Source organism: Janthinobacterium sp. SUN206, from assembly GCF_030587305.1.
Lineage (GTDB): Bacteria > Pseudomonadota > Gammaproteobacteria > Burkholderiales > Burkholderiaceae_D > Janthinobacterium > Janthinobacterium kumbetense.
This window is the reverse complement of sequence record NZ_JAPWIB010000001.1, coordinates 1,908,848-1,925,580: the sequence shown is the minus strand read 5'-3', so window position 1 is coordinate 1,925,580 and position 16,733 is coordinate 1,908,848. Positions and strand designations below refer to the sequence as shown.

Genomic DNA, 16,733 nt, shown 5'->3' with positions numbered 1-16,733 from the left:
TACGCCACCGACCATCGACCACTGACAGGAGAGAGCATGTTCCAGCTACGCCGTACCAGCATCCTGCTTGCATGGGCACTGGCCGCCGCGCCAGCGGCCCACGCCGAACTGCAAGCGACGGGCGAACCGCCCGCCGCGAAACAGCCATGGAAGGCCGTTACCGTGGCCGAAGGCGTGCGCCAACCGTGGGGCATCGCCTGGCTGGGCGAGGGGCGCGCGCTCGTCACCAGCAAGCAGGGCACCTTGCATCTGCTGAATGGAAAGACTTTTACCGACGTGGCGCTGGAAGGCATGCCCAAGGTGTTTACGGGCGGGCAGGGCGGCTTGCTCGATATCGTCCTGCACCCGCAGGATGCGGGCAAGGCGCAGCAGCGCGTCTACATGACGGTGTCGACCGGCAACAATGACGCCAACCGCACGACCGTCGTGCGCGGCGTGTTCGACGGCAAGAAAGTGGCGGGCATCCAGACCCTGTTCAAGGTCGCTACGGACAAGAGCGGCGGCCAGCACTTCGGCTCGCGCCTGCTGTGGCTGCCGGACGGCACTTTGCTGATGAGCGTGGCCGATGGCGGCAACCCGCCGCTGCGCATCGGCGACCGCCTGGCGCGCGAGCAGGCACAGAATCTGGCCACGCACCAGGGTTCCATCCTGCGCCTGACGGAAGACGGCAAGCCGGCGTCCGGCAATCCGCTGGCCGCCAAGGGCGCCTTGCCGGAAATCTGGTCGTATGGGCACCGCAACGTGCAGGGCCTGGCGCTCGACCCCGTTTCCGGTCGCGTATGGGCCACGGAACACGGTCCATACGGCGGCGACGAGCTGAACCTGGTGGTGGCGGGCGGCAACTATGGCTGGCCCCTGCAAAGCTATGGCGCCGACTACACGACGCATGAGCCCGTCGGCAAGCACGAAGTGGCGGGCATGCTCAATCCGAGCGTGGCCTGGGTGCCGTCGCCGGCGCCGTCCGGACTGGCTGTCTACACGGGCGACAAGATTGCCGCCTGGCGCGGCAGCATCTTCAGCGGCGGCCTGGCGGCCAAGGATATCCGCCGCATCGCCGTCGATGCCAGCGGCAAGGTGACGGGGCAAGACCGCCTGGCCATCGGCGCGCGCGTGCGCGACGTGCGCCAGGGGCCGGATGGCTACCTGTACGCGCTGACCGATGAAGACAACGGCCGCCTGTTGCGCATCGTGCCGCAGTAGCACGGCAGGCGCCCACTTCGCTTAAGATGGCGCCTTTACTTCATTCAAGGTGGCGGCATGGCCCGTGATACTTATGCATACCGGCACGTCGCCGTCGAATCGCGCGCGATTAATGGCCGCGTGGAAATCCGCCCCGTGCCGGGCCAGGCTTTTTCGCCCGAGCTGGCCGTGCAGTGCTCGCGCCGCCTGGTCGACCTGCAGCGCTACCCGCTGGGCAGCCGCTTTCTGCTCTTTGCCAAGCTGACGGACCGCCTGGGCGGCACGCCCTTCCTGTATGCGTATCACGGCGACGCGGATGTGGTGATGACGCCGGCCGAAGTGACGAAATTCCTCGGAGAATTCCGCCGCGGCCGCATCTGATTCCTACGAGGCGATGCAGGCCGCGCCGGCCTTGGCGCCGGCCTGCGGCTTGCCGAAGATGGCGATCGTCAAGCCGCAGCCGAGGGCGAACAAGCCGCCGAGCAGCATCGCGCTGGACACGCCCAGCCGGTCGACGGCCATGCCCCCCAGCAAGGCGCCGGACGCCAGCGACACTTGTACGATGGCAACGAAGAGCGCGCTGCTGCCTTCCATCAGCTCCGGCGCCGCCTTGAACATCCACGTCTGCACGGCGATCGGCATGGCGCCGAAACCGAAACCCCAGACGGCCACCAGCAGCATGGCGGTAAGCGAATGGCTGCCGAACGCGGCCAGGGCCAGGGTGGACACGCCCAGCACGGCGCCCGTCGCCATCAGCGCGGCCCGTTCGTAGCGGCCGGCGGCCCAGCCGCCCACGAGGTTGCCGATGAAGCCGGAAGCGCCGTACACGAGCAGCATGGCGCTGACCGTGCCGGCCGCCAGGTGCGAGATTTGTGTGAGGAAAGGCGCGATATACGTGTAGGCGGCGAACTGGCCTGTGAACAGCATGGCCGTGGCGATCAGGCCCAGCCTGGCCTTGCGGATGCCGAAAATCATCGGCAACTGGCGCAGGCGGATGGCCTGTGTCGGCGGCAGCTTGGGCAGCAGCAACAGTTGGCCGACGAAGACCAGCACGGCAATGGCGCTGGCCGCGCCGAACGCGACCCGCCAGCCCACCAGATCGCCCACCAGCGCGCCGGCTGGCACGCCCGCCACCGTGCCCAGCGAGACGCCGGCGAAGATGATGGACATGGCGCGCGAGGCATGCTGCGGCGCCACCAGGCGCGGGCCGATGGCGCTGCCGATGGCCCAGAAGCCGCCCACGCCCACGCCCAGCATGGCGCGGCCCAGCAGTATCCACGCATACGAAGGGGCCAGCGCCACCAGCAGGTTCGAGGCCACCAGCAGGGCCGTCAGGGCCAGCAGCACGATGCGGCGGTCCAGGCGGCCCGAGCCGACGGTGACGAAGATGGCGGCAAACGCGGCAACGATGCCGGGCGTGGTGATCATCAAGCCCGCCTGGCCCTTGCTGATGGCCAGTTCGGCGGCCATGGCGGGCAGCAGGCCGACGGGCAGGAATTCGGACGTGACGAGGGCGAAGGCGCCGATGCCGACGGATAAGACGGCCAGCCACGGCGCCACGGTGGTATCGTCGTCAGTAGCGTTGGAAAGTGTATGCATGAGAGGTTCCTGAAAAGCCGAGAGGTTTTTAACCGGTCGGTATATAATCAGGGCAGGTGGACATTGTTGTCAATAATTTTTTACCGAACGGTATGAAACAAGATAAAAAAGAAGAGGCGGTCAAGGCGAAAACGGGGCGGCCACGCACGTTCGACGCGGACGAGGCGCTCGATTGCGCCATGAAAGTATTCTGGGAAAAAGGCTATGAAGGCAGTTCCTTGCCGGAATTGACGAAAGCCATGGGCATGAACCGGCCCAGTTTGTATGCCGTCTTCGGCAACAAGGAACAATTGTTCCACAAGGCGCTGGAACGCTACAGCGATACGCGCATGCGGTTTTTCGATGCGGCGCTGGAACAGCCGACGGCGCGCCAGGTGGTGGAAGCCTTGCTGACGCAATATGTCGACGCGCAAACGATGCCGGACGGCCCGCACGGCTGCATGGGTGTCAATGCGGCGCTCGCCTGCAGCGACGATGCCTTGCCGATCCGCGATGAATTGTTCGCGCGCCGGTTGCGCGGTGAAATCAAGCTGCGCGACCGCTTGCGGCGCGCGAAGGAAGAGGGGGATTTGCCGCCCGATTCCTGCCCGGAGCAGCAGGCGCGTTTTGTCGTGACCCTGTCGCAGGGCATGGCCATCCAGGCGGCGGCCGGAGTCTCTCGCGAGCAATTGCAGCAGATGGTGGGCTTGCTGCTGCGCAATTGGCCGATGTAACTACTCCGTCGGGGCGATGGTCTTGGCCAGGTCGCTGGGCGCCTTGCGCCGCCAGGCGGCCGTCAGGGCGGCGGCCAGCATGTCCAGCTCGGCATCCGCCAGGCGTACCGTGATGCCGGCCAGGCGTTCGCCCCACCACAGCTTCTCGCAGCCGGACGGCGTGATGACGGTGGCGATATGCGCCGCTTCCGCATCGAGCAGCACATTGATGTGCTCGTCATCGGGCAGGGTGGCGAAGATCTTCCCGCCCACGCGGAAGGCCGGACGGTCGTGGTGTTCTTCCTCGGTGGCGTCGGGAAACGACAGTGCCAGATAGCGTAGTTCTTCCAGGTCGACCATTCCTCTTTCCCCCAGTTCGGATAGATAGCAGCGTGACTACATTTTGCCATGCTGTTTCGCCGCGTGGTGCAGCGGCATGCGAAAAGAAATGCGCAAGATGCGACACTGGCGCGCGTGCTTGTGGCGCTTGCGCGACAGGTCCTGCCAGCGCGCCAGGGGTAAAATGCCCATCCCGGCAGGCTTGTTCAGCCTGTTTCAAGGTACTTATCATATAAATATCTTACATGGCTAAAAGAAAAATACTTTTCTTCTAGGGAATTTAAGATAGAATAGATTCAACGTTTCACCTGACCCGTCAATTGTCTGGTTTTGTCCCGGGAACCCGAACCCTTTCCAGGACGCTTGCAGTGCCGCCATGGCACGCCGCAAGTCCGCGAAGTTTTGCGGAAGCCACGCCCCCGACCGCTCATTCTTGCAATTCTTGCGCTATGCCGACACGCCTCAATGCAGCGTGTATTCAGCTCAAGCGCCTTCACGCCTGTTGCGCCCGTTGAATACTTATTGACTGGATACCCATTATGAAAAACTTGCCTAAAATCGCTTTGTCCCTGATCGCCGTTGGTGTGTTTGCCCACGCGAACGCCAGCACCATTACCGTTTCCACCGGCTACTCGAATGCCGGCGCGCAAGCGTCCGCCGCCGCTTACCAGTCCGTTGTGAATGCCGCCGTGGCCACGCCGGGCGCCGGCTATGGCACGACGACGATTGCCAGCTACAACAATGTCACGAATAGCAGCCTGTTCGGCAGCGGTTCGAATATCGCCTTCAAGTCGGTGATCAACTTTGGCGTCAGCGCGGCCGATGCGGGCGCCTGGAGCTTCCGCAGCGGCGTCGACTTCGGCAAGGGCGGCGCCCTGTTCCTCGACGGCGTGGCGCTGGACTTCAAGAGCAGCGACCTGTGGTGGGCCGGTAACTACAATAGCAGCAGCCAGTTCCTCGCCGGTTCGGGCACCTTGGCTGCAGGCAATCATACCTTGAGCATCTTTGGCCTGGAAGGCTGCTGCGATGGCGGCCAGCAAGTCCAGTTCAAGGCGGGCAACAACAATTTCGCCAGCTTTTCCAGCACCGACGGTCTGGTTTCGGCCGTGCCGGAACCAAGCACCTATGCCATGCTGCTGATCGGCCTGGGCTTGCTGGGCTTCACGGCACGCCGCAAGCAGGAAGCCAAGTTTTAAGCGCACATCCCGAGCGCACGTAAAAAAGCCCGCCGCTCCGTCAGGATGCGGCGGGCTTTTTTTATGTACGCACTGTCAGTCGCCGCTGTCTTCGTCTTCGTCGGCGCCCTTGGCCGCCTGGCCGCGCTCGGCATCGACGGCGCGCTGCAGGCTGGCCGCGTCGCGGAAGAAGGCATCCGTCGTGTGATCCGGGCTCAGGCGCAAGGCTGGCGGGTAGATCACGGACATGTAGGCCTCGTCGGCCAGGCGGCCGCTGGCCTGCAGGTTGCTCAGCAGGATCAGGGTCGAGCCGACGATGGCCAGCACGACGGCGACGAGGCCGAAGCGGCGCGGATGCTGCGGCTTGATCGTGCACAAATGGTAATAGATCATCGCGCATACAATGACGATGAACATATGCCGTCCGTAGCGCGTCAGCACTTCCAGCGACAGCGCATACGCCGTCACATTGCTGCCCAGTTCCCACACTTCCATGGCCAGCAAGCCGCAGCCGATGATGAACAGGTGGCGGCCGAAACGCGCCCCATGGCCAAACAGGCGGTTTGCCACGGCCCAGATCGACGCCCACACGAGGCCGCCGGCCAGCGCGTAGGCGATGATCATCAGGTAGGAAATCGGTTCGAAGGCGTCCGCGTCGCTCAGCCAGTTGCTGAAGGCGGCCGAGGCGCCGATCATGGCCAGGCCGGCGATGGCGGGGCGCAAGCCTTCCCAGTCGTGCCGGGTCGTGTCGCCCAGTTCGGGCGCCACCGGGTGGTCGCTGGCGCGCACGCGCAGGCGCGTGTGGCCCAGGCGCACGATGCTGTTGCCCGTCATGGCCACCTGCAGTTGCCGCTGGCCCCGGTGGATCACGCCATTCTGGCTGCCCAGGTCGCGCAGCAGCAGGCCGCCTGCGCCGTCGTCTTCGACGATGGCGTGCGCGGCGGCCGCATGCGCGTCGTCGAGGATGAAGTCGTTGTCGTAGCCGCGCCCGATGCGGATCGGCAAGGTGGCTATGCGCTGGCGTTGCCGCACCTCGCCATTGTCGGCGAGGATTTCGATGAAGTATGGTGCTTTCATGGCTTGCGGCGGCTTTCCCGCGACAGCGCTTCGAGGAAGGTGCGCGTGACGCGCATGCCGTTGGCGTAGGACACGCCGCGCGCGTCGATGCGGCTTTGCAGGCTCATGAGTGGCTCATCGGTGCTGGCGGCCAGCAGGGCAAAGTCGTACAGGCCGGTAAACTTGCGGTAGGCGCGCACGCACAGGACGGCGCGCAGGGGCAGGGTGGTGTTCTTGACGAACTGTTCGGTGCATTGCGGGCCCGTCAGGCTGGCGCTCTTGTAGCTGCCGAAACTTTCATTCTTGAACGAAGCGCTGGCCAGTTCGGAAAAGCGCAGGGCGCCCAGACCGCTGCTGCGCAAAAATTCGTGGCGCATCGACACTTGCCCCGTCTGCAGGGCGCCGGAGATGAAGATGGCCGATTCCATGGCGCAGCTGGTGTTGTCGAGCATGTAGGGCTTGTCGGACTTGACGTTGGAGCGGCCCCAGCAGCGCATCTGGTCCGATTCGCGCACGGGCACGCGGTACGGTCCCATGGCTTTCAGGCTCAGGGGCGTGTCGAGCAGGCGCGCCAGCATGACTTCCTGGTGCGCCAGCAGCTGCGCCGTCACCAGCGGCTTGAAGTCTTTCGGCGGCTTGCCTTGCTGGGCCACCTTGGCCAGCAATTGCTGGGCATAGCGGGCCGGCACGAGAAAACTGACGAGTTCGCCATCGAGGCGCTTCGACACGTTCACGCCGGCCACGTCGCCGCTGGCCGTCACGCTGGGGCCGCCGCTCATGCCGGAATTGATCGGTCCCGTAAACATCAGCTGATCGTAGAAGCTGCGCGTGACGACGCCGTTGTACGAGCCTTCCGAGATGGCGAAGCCCAGGTCCAGCGGATTGCCCATCGAATACAGGTACTGGCCCTGGGTCAGGGGCGCCAACCCTTCCGGCATCTTGAAAAAGCCCCTGCCATGGCGGTTCACGCGCAGCACGGCCAGGTCGTGCAGCACGTCGACGGCCAGTAATTCCACATTGCCGCGCTGGCCGCCCGTGTCGACCCATTCGCCCACGTAGGTGTCGGGATCGAGGGCGAACTGGGACACCACATGATAGTTGCTCACCACCAGGTCGCCCGTGCCGATCAGGAAGCCGGAGCCCACGGACGATTGCGTGCGGCCATTTTTCAGCAGCACGCGCACTTGCAGGATGTCGGCGCGCGCGGCCGTGTACAGCTTTTGCGCGGCAGACGAGGGCGGCGGCAGGGCCGCATGTTCCGTGGCGGCGGGCGCGGCGGTGGCCGGCGGCGGCTTGATGGGGGGAGTCGAAGCGGTGGTGGCTGCGGCAGGCGCGGCAGGTACAGGCGCCGCGGCCGCGTGGGCGCCTGCGGCAGCGCACAGGCTGGCCAGCAAGCAGGCGTAGTTAGATAATTTCATGCATCCTTTGTGCGTGAGCAGGAGCGCGGCCGGCGCGGCGCGGTATCGCGCACGCGCCGGCCCGGGGGACTACAGGGCGCCGTCTTCCAGCGCCGGCGCCGTTTGCGGCGTCATCATGTGACCGAGCTTGCTTTGCTTGGTATTCAGGTAGTGCTGGTTGAAGGCGTTGCGGTTGACCAGCAGCGGCACCCGTTCGGCCACCGTGATGCCCAGCGCTTCCATGGCGGCGATCTTGCGCGGGTTGTTCGTCATCAAGCGCAGGCTGTGGATGCCGAATTGCGCAAACATGGGCTTGCACAGGGTGTAGTTGCGCGCGTCGGCCTTGAAGCCCAGCTGTTCATTCGCCTGCACCGTGTCGGCGCCCGCTTCCTGCAGGCGGTAGGCGCGGATCTTGTTGATCAGGCCGATGCCGCGTCCTTCCTGGCGCAGGTACAGCAAGATGCCGCGGCCTTCTTCGGCGATGCGTTTCAAGGCGCCCTCGAGCTGGGCGCCGCAGTCGCAGCGCTGCGAAAACAGCACGTCGCCCGTCAGGCACTCGGAATGCACGCGCGCCAGCACCGGTTCGCCGTTGCCGATATCGCCCAGCACCATGGCCAGGTGTTCTTTACCAGTGGCGTGCTCGACAAAGGCGTGCAGGGTGAACTGTGCCCACGGCGTCGGCAGTGCGCAGGAAGTCGTGTAATCCAATTCGCCTGTCGCCAGGAGGTCTGCGCCGCTTTGCATGGTTGTGCTCATATAGGTAATTGTCAAAAATAAAAGGCGCGCGACACCACTCCGGTGCCGGCGCGCCCTGTCATCATACCAAAAAGCAGGGGAAGCCATTTCCCCTGGCTGAGATTTGAAAGCTGGAATGCCTGGTGATATTGCTCTAATTGCGGCCGGATCAGCCTTTTACAAGACGGCCGGCCTTGCCGAAGCCCCGCTCCACCAGCAACAGCATGCCGCCGAAGATGGACAGGTTCTTCAGGAAGTTCGTCAGCTGGTCCTGGAAGTGGGCCGCGTCCGCGCTCCAGAACGCGTGGAAGATCACGGTGGTCGGAATCAGGAACAGCGCCAGGGCCAGCGCCGCCCAGCGCGCCTGCCAGCCCGTGATCAGCAGCAAGCCGCCGCCCACTTCCAGGGCGATCACGCCCACCAGCAAAATATTGGCGATTGGCAAGCCCTGGCTGGCCATGTAGCCGGCCACCCCCGCGAAGGCGCCGATTTTCAGCAAGCCCGAGACAAAGAACAGCACGCCAAGGGCGGCACGGCCGAGGGGGAGCAGCAGATCAGTGTTATTTTTCATAGTAATCCAATTGTTTTTATCAAGATTTGAGGTTGACTTGCGGTGCCTGGCAAAACCGTAGCGAGCGGCAGTGATTTGTGGCTAAGAAGCGCAACCGTACTTTGTACGGGGGCGCCGAGCCGGTGAGCATCGCAGGCCGCAAAGCGCGACGCGCAGTAGGTTTGGCCAGGTGCCATCATTTAGGCAGGTCGAAGAGGAGGAATTCCGCGTCCTCGGGTTGCGTGATGATCACAGCCGCTTCCTGCGTCAGCTTCAGCGCATCGCCCGCTTTCAAGGGCGTGCCGTTGACCACCAGGCTGCCGCGGATCAGGTGCACATAGGCGAGGCGGCCTTCTTCCAGCGCGTGTTCGGCCTGTTCGCCTTCCTGCAGGATGCTGGCGTAGATGGCCGCATCCTGGTGGATCAGCACGGAACCCTGGCGGCCGTCGGAGGAAGCGATCAGGCGCAGCTTGCCCCGTTTGCTGTCCGGCGCGAAGTGTTTCTCTTCGTAGCTGGGCGGAATGCCCGTCACGTTCGGCTGGATCCAGATCTGCAGGAAGTGCAAGCCATCCGTTGCCGAGTGATTGAACTCGCTGTGGCGCACGCCGCTGCCGGCGCTCATGCGCTGCACGTCGCCGTAGTGCAGGACGGAGCCGGTACCCATGCTGTCCTTGTGTTCCAGCGCGCCGTCGAGCACATACGAAATGATTTCCATGTCGCGGTGGCCGTGCGTGCCGAAACCCTGGCCTGGCGTGACGCGGTCTTCATTGATCACCAGCAGGGGGCCAAAGCCCATGTGCAGCGGATCGTGGTAGCTGCCGAAGGAAAAGCTGTGGTGGGAATTGAGCCAGCCGTGGTTGGCGGCGCCGCGTTCTTCGCTGTGACGAATCTGTAACATGGTGGACTCCGTTTCTATAAGTTAATGTGCGATAATTTCGAAGGACCGTTGCCTGGCGCTACGCCGCGGCTCTTTTCTGCCCTTCGCTGTACGATGGAGAAAGTATAGGCCCCTGTGTCGGGAAAGAAAAACGGAAAATCTTGCGACCTATGATCGAAAAAATCGAATGTTAAGACTGAGCCTGGAAGCCCTGCAAATCGTCGACGCCATCGACCGCCGCGGATCGTTCTCGTCGGCCGGCAAGGAGTTGCACAAAGTCCCGTCCACCATTTCCTATACGGTGGCCAAGCTGGAAGACGACCTCGGTGTGCAAGTGTTCCAGCGCAACGGCCCGAAAGTCATGCTGACGGCGGCCGGCCAGGAATTGCTGAAAGAGGGCCGCTACCTGCTGAAGGCGGCGCAGGACCTCGAACACCGCGTGCGCCGGGTGGCGTCCGGTTGGGAAACGGAATTGTCCATCGGCATCGATTCCATGTTTTCCGCCGTGGCCCTGGCCGACGACGTGCGCGCCTTCTATGACGTGGCGCAGCAGACGCGCTTGCGCCTGTCGCAAGACACCCTGTCGGGCACGTGGGAAGCGCTGCTGGACCGGCGGGCCGACTTGCTGGTGGGCGCGCCTGGCGACGGGCCGGCGGGCGGCGGCTATATCGCGCAGCCGATCGGCATGCTCGACTTCGTGTTTGCCGTGGCGCCCACGCATCCGCTGGCGCAGGTGCAGGAGCCCTTGTCGCGCGGCCACCTGCAGCAGCACCGGGCCGTGGTGGTGGCCGATTCGGCGCGCCAGATGGCGCCGCGCACGGTGGGCCTGCTGCTGGGGCAGGATGCCTTGAGCGTGCCGAACATGCAGGTCAAGTTCGACTACCAGGTGCTGGGGCTGGGCTTTGGCTTCCTGCCGGGACCGTGTGCCCGCGCCGCCATCGCGCGTGGCTTGCTGGTGGAAAAGGCCGTGGAAGAGCCGAAACCGTCGGAAACGTTTTACCTGGCCTGGAGAGTGGGCGAGGATGGCGCGGCGCTGCGCTGGTGGATGGCGCGCATGCGCGAACCGGATGTGTTTGCCCGCCTGGCGCAGCATCTGCCGGGCCATTCGGCGTAGGTCTTAAAATGTTGACATACGCCAACATTTTTAAGTTACCATATTCACAGTATTTCCGCCCGACCTCCACGCCCCACAGTGGGATTTTGATGATTACACACACCGCAGCGCCCCTGATCTGTTCCCCTGACCTGGCCCTAGAGTGGGGTTGCCATGCTTGAGGCGAAGGTTGCGCTGTGCCTGCGCCTGGCCCAGGATGCCCGTGAACAGGCTGGGCTGCAGCAGGCTGCCACCCTGGCGCGGCTGGAGGAGGAGCTGGAGCGGCTGCGCGGTGCCAGCCGGCCCGTGGTGCGCGTGGCGCCCCCCGACGCCTTGCTGGAAATCGATCCCGACGGCTTCTTGATCGGCTGGAACCATGGCGCCGAGCAGATGTTCGGCTATTCCGAGCTGGAAGCCCTGGGCCAGCACATCCTGTTCCTGTATCCGGAAGACGACGCGGAAGCGAGCGTGCTGGAATTGCATTTCACGCAGGGCGACGTGGCCACCGATGTGCGCCGGCGCAAGAAGTCGGGCATGGTGACGTGGCTGCGCATGCACCGCCACGTGATCCACGACCAGGCGGGCAAGGCGTGCGGCATGGCCGTGCGCCTGTCGGCCATGAGCGAGCCGCTGTCCGACGTGGACAAGGTAAGGTTGCACGCACGCATCATCGAAGACAGCGAGCAAGCCGTGCTGATCACGGATGCGGAAGAGCGCATCGTCTCCATCAACAGTTCCTTCAGCCGCATCACCGGCTATTCGCCGGCCGAAGCCATCGGCCGCACGCCGGACTTGCTGCGCTCGGGCGTGCACGATCCCGATTTCCGCGCCAAGGTGCGCGCCGCCATGCGCGGCCACGGCTCCTGGCGCGGCGAAATCATCGGCAAGCGCAAGAATGGCGAACTGTTCCCGCAAGACGTCACCATCAGCGTCGTGCGCGACGAATTCGGCGAAATCAGCCACGTGTTTTCCCTGTTTTCCGATATCTCCGTGCACAAGGATGCCGAGGCGCGCATGCAGCGCATGGCCAACTACGACAGCCTGACGGGCTTGCCCAACCGCTGCCTGCTGAACCAGCTGGTCGACCAGGGCCTGGCCGAGGCGAAACGCCAGGGCACGCATGGCGCGCTGATGGTCATCGACATCAGCCGCATCGGTTCCATCAGCGACACGCTGGGCCATGAAGTGGGCGACCAGCTGGTGATCGCCATCGGCCAGTTGTTCCGCGGCGCCCTGCGCGACGCCGACATCCTGGCGCGCGTCGACAACAGCAAGTTCGTCGTCGCCCTGTTGCATATCGAAAAGCGCGAACACGCGGCGAACGTGGCGCAAAAGCTGCTCAATTTGCTGGAAGCACCGATCAATATCGATGCGCACGCCCTGCACGTGGGCGCCAGCATCGGCATCACCGTGTATCCGGAAGACGGCCTGGAAGCGCCGGCCCTGTTCCGTTTTGCCGACGTGGCCGTGGCCAAGGCGGGGCAGACGATCGAATCGACCTTCCTGTTTTACCGCGAAGACATGAACCGCCGGGCCAAGGAACATTTGCGCCTGGAAAGCGAAATGCGCCTGGCGCTGGGCGACAAGGAACTGGAATTGCATTACCAGCCGAAAGTGAGCCTGGCCAGCGGACGCATCGTGGGCGCGGAAGCCTTGCTGCGCTGGAAGCATCCGATGCGCGGCATGGTCTCGCCCGGCCTCTTCATCCCCGTCGCCGAGGAAACCAGCCTGATTCTGGAGCTGGGCACCTGGGTGCTGGACGAGGCGTGCCGCCAGATCCGCAGCTGGGAAGACCGCGGCCTGCACATGCCGGCCATCGCCGTCAATCTGTCGGCGCGCCAGTTCGATGAACAGTTGCCGGCGCGCATAGCCGCCGTGCTGGAACGCTACGGCGTGCGGCCCGACCAGATCATGCTGGAAATCACGGAAAGTCTGTTGATGCGCGGCGCCGACAAGGTGATCGACATCATGAACCAGCTGGTGGCCATGGGCCTGGCGCTGGCGCTGGACGACTTCGGCACCGGCTATTCCAGCCTGGCCTACCTGAAGAAATTCCCCATCAGCACCTTGAAAATCGACCGCTCCTTCGTCATCGGCTTGCCCTTCGAGGAAAACGATTGCGCCATCGCCCGCGCCATCGTCACCATGGCGCAGCAGTTGCGCCAGGAAATCGTCGCCGAAGGGGTGGAAACGGCCGAGCAGATGCGCTTCCTGCGCGAACTCGGCTGTGACCAGCTGCAAGGTTATCTGTTCAGTCCGGCCGTGCCGGCGGCCGAATTCGAGCTGATGCTGGGTGAAGGCCGGCAATTGCGGCTGGAAGAACTGGCGCTCTAAGCGCCACCCAGCTGCACTTTTTCCAGCAGATAATCGAGCATCACGCGCACCCGCGCCGGCACTTGCAAGCCCGGTCCCACGAAGACGGCGTGCACGATTTCCTTGTCGCCCGGGTTGTAGTCCTGCAGCACGGGTAGCAAATCGCCTCGCTCGATGTCGCGCAGCACGTGCTGGCGCGAAAAGCGTCCCAGCCCCATGCCGGCCAGCACCAGCTGGCGCATGCTTTCGCCATCGCTGACGCAGGTATTGCCCTGCGGCGCCACCTGTATCGATCCGCCCGCGCCATCGAGGAAGGGCCAGGTTTCGTTCTGGCAGCGGAAGTTAAACGCCAATAAATTGTGCTGCGACAACTCCTACGGCGTGCGCGGCAAGCCGTGGCGTGCCGCGTAGGCAGGCGACGCCACGACGACCATCGCGTCTTCGCCCAGTTTGCGCGCCACCAGGTTCGATTCCTTCAGCTTGCCCGTGCGGATGGCGATGTCGGTGCGGTCTTCCAGCAGATCGACGATGGCGTCGCTGACGACGACGTCGAGCACGATGTCGGGATAGCGCTGCGCGAACTCGGGCAGGATGGGCAGCAGATGGCGCACGCCGAACGGCACGAAACAGTTGATGCGCAGGCGCCCGCGCGGCGCCGCCCCTTGCGATGCTTCGCGCTCGGCGCTCTCGATATCGTCGAGGATGCGCTTGCACTGGATAAAGAAGGCGTCGCCCTCGGGCGTGGTGTGCAGCTGGCGGGTGCTGCGCTGGAGCAGCCGCGCGCCGAGCCGCGCTTCCAGTCGATTGACGAGCTTGCTGACGGCCGACGGCGTCAAGGCCAGGCGGCGCGCGGCGGCGGAAAAGGCGCCCGTTTCCACCACGGCGGCAAACACGGCCATTTCGAACGCGCGGTTGATGTCTTGCCTGGCCATTATTGAATCCATTTCACAGGTGTTTCCATTATTGGAGTCTATATCAAAAGCGTTTGCATCGATACACTGGCTGGCTTGAACTCTGCCGGAGAAATACCATGACCACCGCAAACCCTGTTTCCACTTCAGCCAGCAAGATGCCGCCCGGCGTGCTGGCGCTGGCCGTCGGCGCCTTTGCCATCGGCGTGACCGAATTCATCGTCGTCGGCATCTTGCCGACCATCGCGAAAGATTTGTATATTTCCATCGAATCGGCCGGCTCGCTGGTCAGCCTGTATGCGCTGGCGCTGGCCATCGGCACGCCGCTGCTGGTGCTGCTGATGTCGCGCCTGCCGCGCAAGGCTGCCCTGCTGGGGCTGATGAGCGTGTTCCTGGCCGGTAACCTGCTGGCCGCCTTTTCGCACACGTTCGAACTGTTGCTGCTGGGGCGTGTCATCACGGCCGTGGCGCACGGCACGTTCTTTGCCATCGGTGCCACGGTGGCCGCCAGCCTCGTCACCAAGGCGCAGGCGGGCAGGGCGATTTCCGTGATGTTTGCGGGATTGACCCTGGCCATGGTGATCGGCGTGCCGTTCGGTAGTTTCCTTGGCAACTTGATGGGCTGGCGTCTGCCCTTCTTTGCCGTGGTGCTGCTGGCCGCGCTGGGCCTGGCCGCCATGGCGCGCTGGCTGCCGACCGGTTTGCAGCAGGGCAAGGGCGGCAAGGCCATGACGCAGCTGGCGGCGCTGGGCAGCGGCCCCATCCTCACCATGATGGCGGTGACGACGTTTGGCTTCGGCAGCAGCTTTGCCGCGTTCACGTTTATTACGCCCATCCTGACGGATGTGACGGGGTTTTCCGCCACCATGGCCAGCGCCTTGCTGATCGTGTTTGGCGCCGCCACCTTTGCCGGCAACCTGGCGGGCGGCTACCTGACCAGCCACCTGGGCTGGCAAAAGGCCTTGCGCGCGATGCTGCTATTGCTGGCCGTCACGCAAGCGGGCGTGGCGCTGAGCATCAGTTCGCCCTGGATGATGACGGTGATGCTGTTCGTCTGGGGCGTGTTCGCCTTCGGCCTGTCGCCCGCCCTGCAGGCAGGCATGCTGGCCACGGCCGAGCGCTACACGCCGCACGCCGTCGATTTCGCCTCGGGCCTGAACATTTCCGCGTTTAACCTCGGCATTTCCTTCGGTTCCATGCTCGGTGCGCTGATGGTTTCGCGCCAGCTGATGGCGTCGTCGCCCTGGGCCGGCGTGGCCGCCGCGCTGCTGGCCCTGCTGCCGCTGGCCTGGCTGGCGCGCAAGAACCTGGCGTCGCACGTGGCGGGCGCGGCCGCGCACTGAAGTTCAGGTATGCACGGCGACGGCCGGTGCCGCTTTCTTCATGCGCTGCGCCATGTAGGAGCTGCCCATCGACGCGGCCATGATCATGGCGATGGCCAGCCATTGCGGCGCGTCCAGCCGTTCGTCGAGCAGGATGAACGCCAGCATGGCGGCCACGGCCGGTTCCATGCTGCTCATGATGCCGAAGGCCTGCGGCGTCAGCCGTTTCAGGGCCACCATTTCCAGCGAGATCGGGATGGCGCTGGAAATGAGCGCGACGCCCAGGCCCACGCCCAGCACGACGGGTGAGAGCAGGGCGACGCCGCTATGCATCACGCCGACGGGCACGACCACCAGCGCGGCCATGGCCAGGCCCAGCGACACGGAGTGGCCCGCATGCAAATGGCTGGCGCGCTTGCCGAAGACGATGTACGAAGCCCAGCAGACGGCCGCGCCCAGGGCGAACAGCACGCCCGTGGGATCGAGATTGCTGACGTCGTGACCCAGCGGCAACAGCAGCGCCAATCCCGCCACGGCCAGGGCCACCCAGACGAAGTCGAGCGGGCGGCGCGAGGCCAGCAGGGCCACGGCCAGCGGGCCGGAAAACTCGATGGCGACGGCGATGCCGAACGGTATCGTGCGCAAGGCCATGTAGAAGCACAGGTTCGTCAGCCCCAGCGCCGCGCCGTACAGGGCCACCGTGCGCAGGTCGGCGCGGCTCAGCTGCCAGCGCCACGGGCGCCAGAACAGCAACAGCAGCAGCGCGGAAAAGCCCACGCGCACGGCCGTCGTGCCTTGCGCGCCCACCAGCGGGAACAGGCTGTGCTTGGCCCACGACGTGCCCAGTCCCAGGCAGGTGACGGAACCGAGGATGGCCAGCAGGGGAATCAAGGAGGAATAGCGGCGTAATGGCATGGTGATAAATGGCTTGATATCGAAGTGGTGAAAGTTTATTGTGTCTGCTCCGATATTTGCACTGCATTTTGACCTTTATGACGCAACTTTCGCTCACGCCTGCTGTCGCCCTTGACGCCTTCGACCTGGCCATCCTCGATATCTTGCAGCGCGATAACACGACCTCGCAGCGCGAAATCGCCCAAGCCGTGCACTTGTCCGCGCCGGCCGTGCAGCGGCGCATCCGCCGCCTGCGCGAGAGCGGGGTGATCCGCAAGGAGGTGGCCGTGCTCGACGCCAGCCGCCTGGGCCGTCCCCTGATACTGACGGTGGAAGTGCATTTGCACGACGAGCATCCGCTGCGCACGGCCGGCATGCGCGCCCGCATCATGGCCGAACCCGCCATCCAGCAGTGCTACGGCATCACGGGCGAGGCCGATTACCTGCTGGTCATCACGGCCAGCAGCATGGCCGAATACGAGGCGCTGACGGAACGCCTGTTCGGCGGCGACGACAATATCCGCCGCTACCGCACGTCGGTGGCCTTGACTTGCCTCAAGATGGGCTTGCATGTGCCGCTGACATAGAACAAGGGCCAGGC

16 protein-coding genes and 1 pseudogene are annotated in these 16,733 nt (G+C 64.5%); 8 read left to right on the top strand and 9 right to left on the bottom strand.

Features of this window, described 5'->3' with window-relative positions:
- Window positions 1–36: 36 nt before the first annotated feature.
- Both O3300_RS08645 and O3300_RS08640 read left to right on the top strand, forming a co-directional pair.
- A complete protein-coding gene (locus O3300_RS08645; protein ID WP_305052712.1) occupies window positions 37–1,200 on the top strand; it encodes a PQQ-dependent sugar dehydrogenase in 1,164 nt (387 codons plus the stop codon).
- Between the two features lie 57 nt (window positions 1,201–1,257).
- Entirely contained in the window at window positions 1,258–1,560 is a 303-nt protein-coding gene (locus tag O3300_RS08640) for a hypothetical protein (protein ID WP_170846310.1), read from the top strand.
- 3 nt (window positions 1,561–1,563) lie between these two features.
- Here O3300_RS08640 and O3300_RS08635 read toward each other — a convergent pair whose 3' ends face one another.
- Window positions 1,564–2,778 carry an MFS transporter gene (locus O3300_RS08635; protein WP_305052711.1) on the bottom strand — a complete coding sequence of 405 codons (1,215 nt, stop codon included), beginning with the start codon at window positions 2,776–2,778 and terminating at the stop codon, window positions 1,564–1,566.
- 92 nt (window positions 2,779–2,870) lie between these two features.
- On the opposite strand from O3300_RS08635, the gene O3300_RS08630 reads away from it, so the two are divergent.
- Entirely contained in the window at window positions 2,871–3,491 is a 621-nt protein-coding gene (locus O3300_RS08630; protein ID WP_077407037.1) for a TetR/AcrR family transcriptional regulator, read from the top strand.
- Here O3300_RS08630 and O3300_RS08625 read toward each other — a convergent pair whose 3' ends face one another.
- On the bottom strand, window positions 3,492–3,830 hold the full coding sequence (locus tag O3300_RS08625) for an MmcQ/YjbR family DNA-binding protein (protein WP_099667171.1): 339 nt from the start codon (window positions 3,828–3,830) through the stop codon (window positions 3,492–3,494).
- Between the two features lie 518 nt (window positions 3,831–4,348).
- On the opposite strand from O3300_RS08625, the gene O3300_RS08620 reads away from it, so the two are divergent.
- Window positions 4,349–5,005, top strand: a complete 657-nt coding sequence (locus O3300_RS08620; RefSeq protein ID WP_099667172.1) for a CCXG family PEP-CTERM protein — start codon at window positions 4,349–4,351, stop codon at window positions 5,003–5,005.
- Between the two features lie 75 nt (window positions 5,006–5,080).
- Here the strand turns inward: O3300_RS08620 and O3300_RS08615 are convergent, their stop codons facing one another.
- From O3300_RS08615 to O3300_RS08595, 5 genes are all read right to left on the bottom strand, one after another.
- Window positions 5,081–6,061 carry an FHA domain-containing protein gene (locus O3300_RS08615; protein ID WP_305052710.1) on the bottom strand — a complete coding sequence of 327 codons (981 nt, stop codon included), beginning with the start codon at window positions 6,059–6,061 and terminating at the stop codon, window positions 5,081–5,083.
- Window positions 6,058–7,458, bottom strand: a complete 1,401-nt coding sequence (locus O3300_RS08610; protein WP_305052709.1) for a serine protease — start codon at window positions 7,456–7,458, stop codon at window positions 6,058–6,060. The genes O3300_RS08615 and O3300_RS08610 overlap by 4 nt, the downstream gene beginning before the upstream one ends.
- Window positions 7,459–7,527: 69 nt before the next feature.
- A complete protein-coding gene (gene ribA / locus O3300_RS08605) occupies window positions 7,528–8,181 on the bottom strand; it encodes a GTP cyclohydrolase II (RefSeq protein WP_077407024.1) in 654 nt (217 codons plus the stop codon).
- Window positions 8,182–8,341: 160 nt separating this feature from the next.
- A complete protein-coding gene (locus O3300_RS08600) occupies window positions 8,342–8,743 on the bottom strand; it encodes a DoxX family protein (RefSeq protein ID WP_305052708.1) in 402 nt (133 codons plus the stop codon).
- A 175-nt stretch (window positions 8,744–8,918) separates the two neighbouring features.
- A complete protein-coding gene (locus O3300_RS08595) occupies window positions 8,919–9,620 on the bottom strand; it encodes a pirin family protein (RefSeq protein WP_289910790.1) in 702 nt (233 codons plus the stop codon).
- Window positions 9,621–9,786: 166 nt separating this feature from the next.
- On the opposite strand from O3300_RS08595, the gene O3300_RS08590 reads away from it, so the two are divergent.
- Both O3300_RS08590 and O3300_RS08585 read left to right on the top strand, forming a co-directional pair.
- Complete coding sequence (locus O3300_RS08590) at window positions 9,787–10,713, top strand: LysR family transcriptional regulator (RefSeq protein WP_251351450.1); 927 nt, start codon at window positions 9,787–9,789, stop codon at window positions 10,711–10,713.
- Between the two features lie 153 nt (window positions 10,714–10,866).
- A complete protein-coding gene (locus tag O3300_RS08585) occupies window positions 10,867–13,026 on the top strand; it encodes a bifunctional diguanylate cyclase/phosphodiesterase (RefSeq protein WP_305052707.1) in 2,160 nt (719 codons plus the stop codon).
- Here O3300_RS08585 and O3300_RS08580 read toward each other — a convergent pair.
- Window positions 13,023–13,904: pseudogene (locus O3300_RS08580) on the bottom strand (LysR family transcriptional regulator). The gene O3300_RS08585 and the pseudogene O3300_RS08580 sit on opposite strands and share 4 nt — an antisense overlap.
- Window positions 13,905–14,035: 131 nt before the next feature.
- Here O3300_RS08580 and O3300_RS08575 point away from each other — a divergent pair.
- Entirely contained in the window at window positions 14,036–15,259 is a 1,224-nt protein-coding gene (locus O3300_RS08575; protein ID WP_305052706.1) for an MFS transporter, read from the top strand.
- Between the two features lie 3 nt (window positions 15,260–15,262).
- Here O3300_RS08575 and O3300_RS08570 read toward each other — a convergent pair whose 3' ends face one another.
- Window positions 15,263–16,153, bottom strand: a complete 891-nt coding sequence (locus O3300_RS08570; RefSeq protein WP_305052705.1) for a DMT family transporter — start codon at window positions 16,151–16,153, stop codon at window positions 15,263–15,265.
- Between the two features lie 77 nt (window positions 16,154–16,230).
- On the opposite strand from O3300_RS08570, the gene O3300_RS08565 reads away from it, so the two are divergent.
- Window positions 16,231–16,719, top strand: coding sequence for an Lrp/AsnC family transcriptional regulator (locus O3300_RS08565; protein ID WP_305052704.1), 489 nt, complete (start codon window positions 16,231–16,233; stop codon window positions 16,717–16,719).
- The last annotated feature ends 14 nt before the right edge of the window (window positions 16,720–16,733 follow it).

Bases quoted from the DNA above. Each gene is read 5' to 3' on its own strand.
- O3300_RS08645 (WP_305052712.1), top strand. From the start codon at position 37: ATGTTCCAGCTACGCCGTACCAGCATCCTGCTTGCATGGGCACTGGCC.
- O3300_RS08640 (WP_170846310.1), top strand. From the start codon at position 1,258: ATGGCCCGTGATACTTATGCATACCGGCACGTCGCCGTCGAATCGCGC.
- O3300_RS08635 (WP_305052711.1), bottom strand. From the start codon at position 2,778: ATGCATACACTTTCCAACGCTACTGACGACGATACCACCGTGGCGCCG.
- O3300_RS08630 (WP_077407037.1), top strand. From the start codon at position 2,871: ATGAAACAAGATAAAAAAGAAGAGGCGGTCAAGGCGAAAACGGGGCGG.
- O3300_RS08625 (WP_099667171.1), bottom strand. From the start codon at position 3,830: ATGGTCGACCTGGAAGAACTACGCTATCTGGCACTGTCGTTTCCCGAC.
- O3300_RS08620 (WP_099667172.1), top strand. From the start codon at position 4,349: ATGAAAAACTTGCCTAAAATCGCTTTGTCCCTGATCGCCGTTGGTGTG.
- O3300_RS08615 (WP_305052710.1), bottom strand. From the start codon at position 6,061: ATGAAAGCACCATACTTCATCGAAATCCTCGCCGACAATGGCGAGGTG.
- O3300_RS08610 (WP_305052709.1), bottom strand. From the start codon at position 7,458: ATGAAATTATCTAACTACGCCTGCTTGCTGGCCAGCCTGTGCGCTGCC.
- ribA (WP_077407024.1), bottom strand. From the start codon at position 8,181: ATGCAAAGCGGCGCAGACCTCCTGGCGACAGGCGAATTGGATTACACG.
- O3300_RS08600 (WP_305052708.1), bottom strand. From the start codon at position 8,743: ATGAAAAATAACACTGATCTGCTGCTCCCCCTCGGCCGTGCCGCCCTT.
- O3300_RS08595 (WP_289910790.1), bottom strand. From the start codon at position 9,620: ATGTTACAGATTCGTCACAGCGAAGAACGCGGCGCCGCCAACCACGGC.
- O3300_RS08590 (WP_251351450.1), top strand. From the start codon at position 9,787: ATGTTAAGACTGAGCCTGGAAGCCCTGCAAATCGTCGACGCCATCGAC.
- O3300_RS08585 (WP_305052707.1), top strand. From the start codon at position 10,867: ATGCTTGAGGCGAAGGTTGCGCTGTGCCTGCGCCTGGCCCAGGATGCC.
- O3300_RS08575 (WP_305052706.1), top strand. From the start codon at position 14,036: ATGACCACCGCAAACCCTGTTTCCACTTCAGCCAGCAAGATGCCGCCC.
- O3300_RS08570 (WP_305052705.1), bottom strand. From the start codon at position 16,153: ATGCCATTACGCCGCTATTCCTCCTTGATTCCCCTGCTGGCCATCCTC.
- O3300_RS08565 (WP_305052704.1), top strand. From the start codon at position 16,231: ATGACGCAACTTTCGCTCACGCCTGCTGTCGCCCTTGACGCCTTCGAC.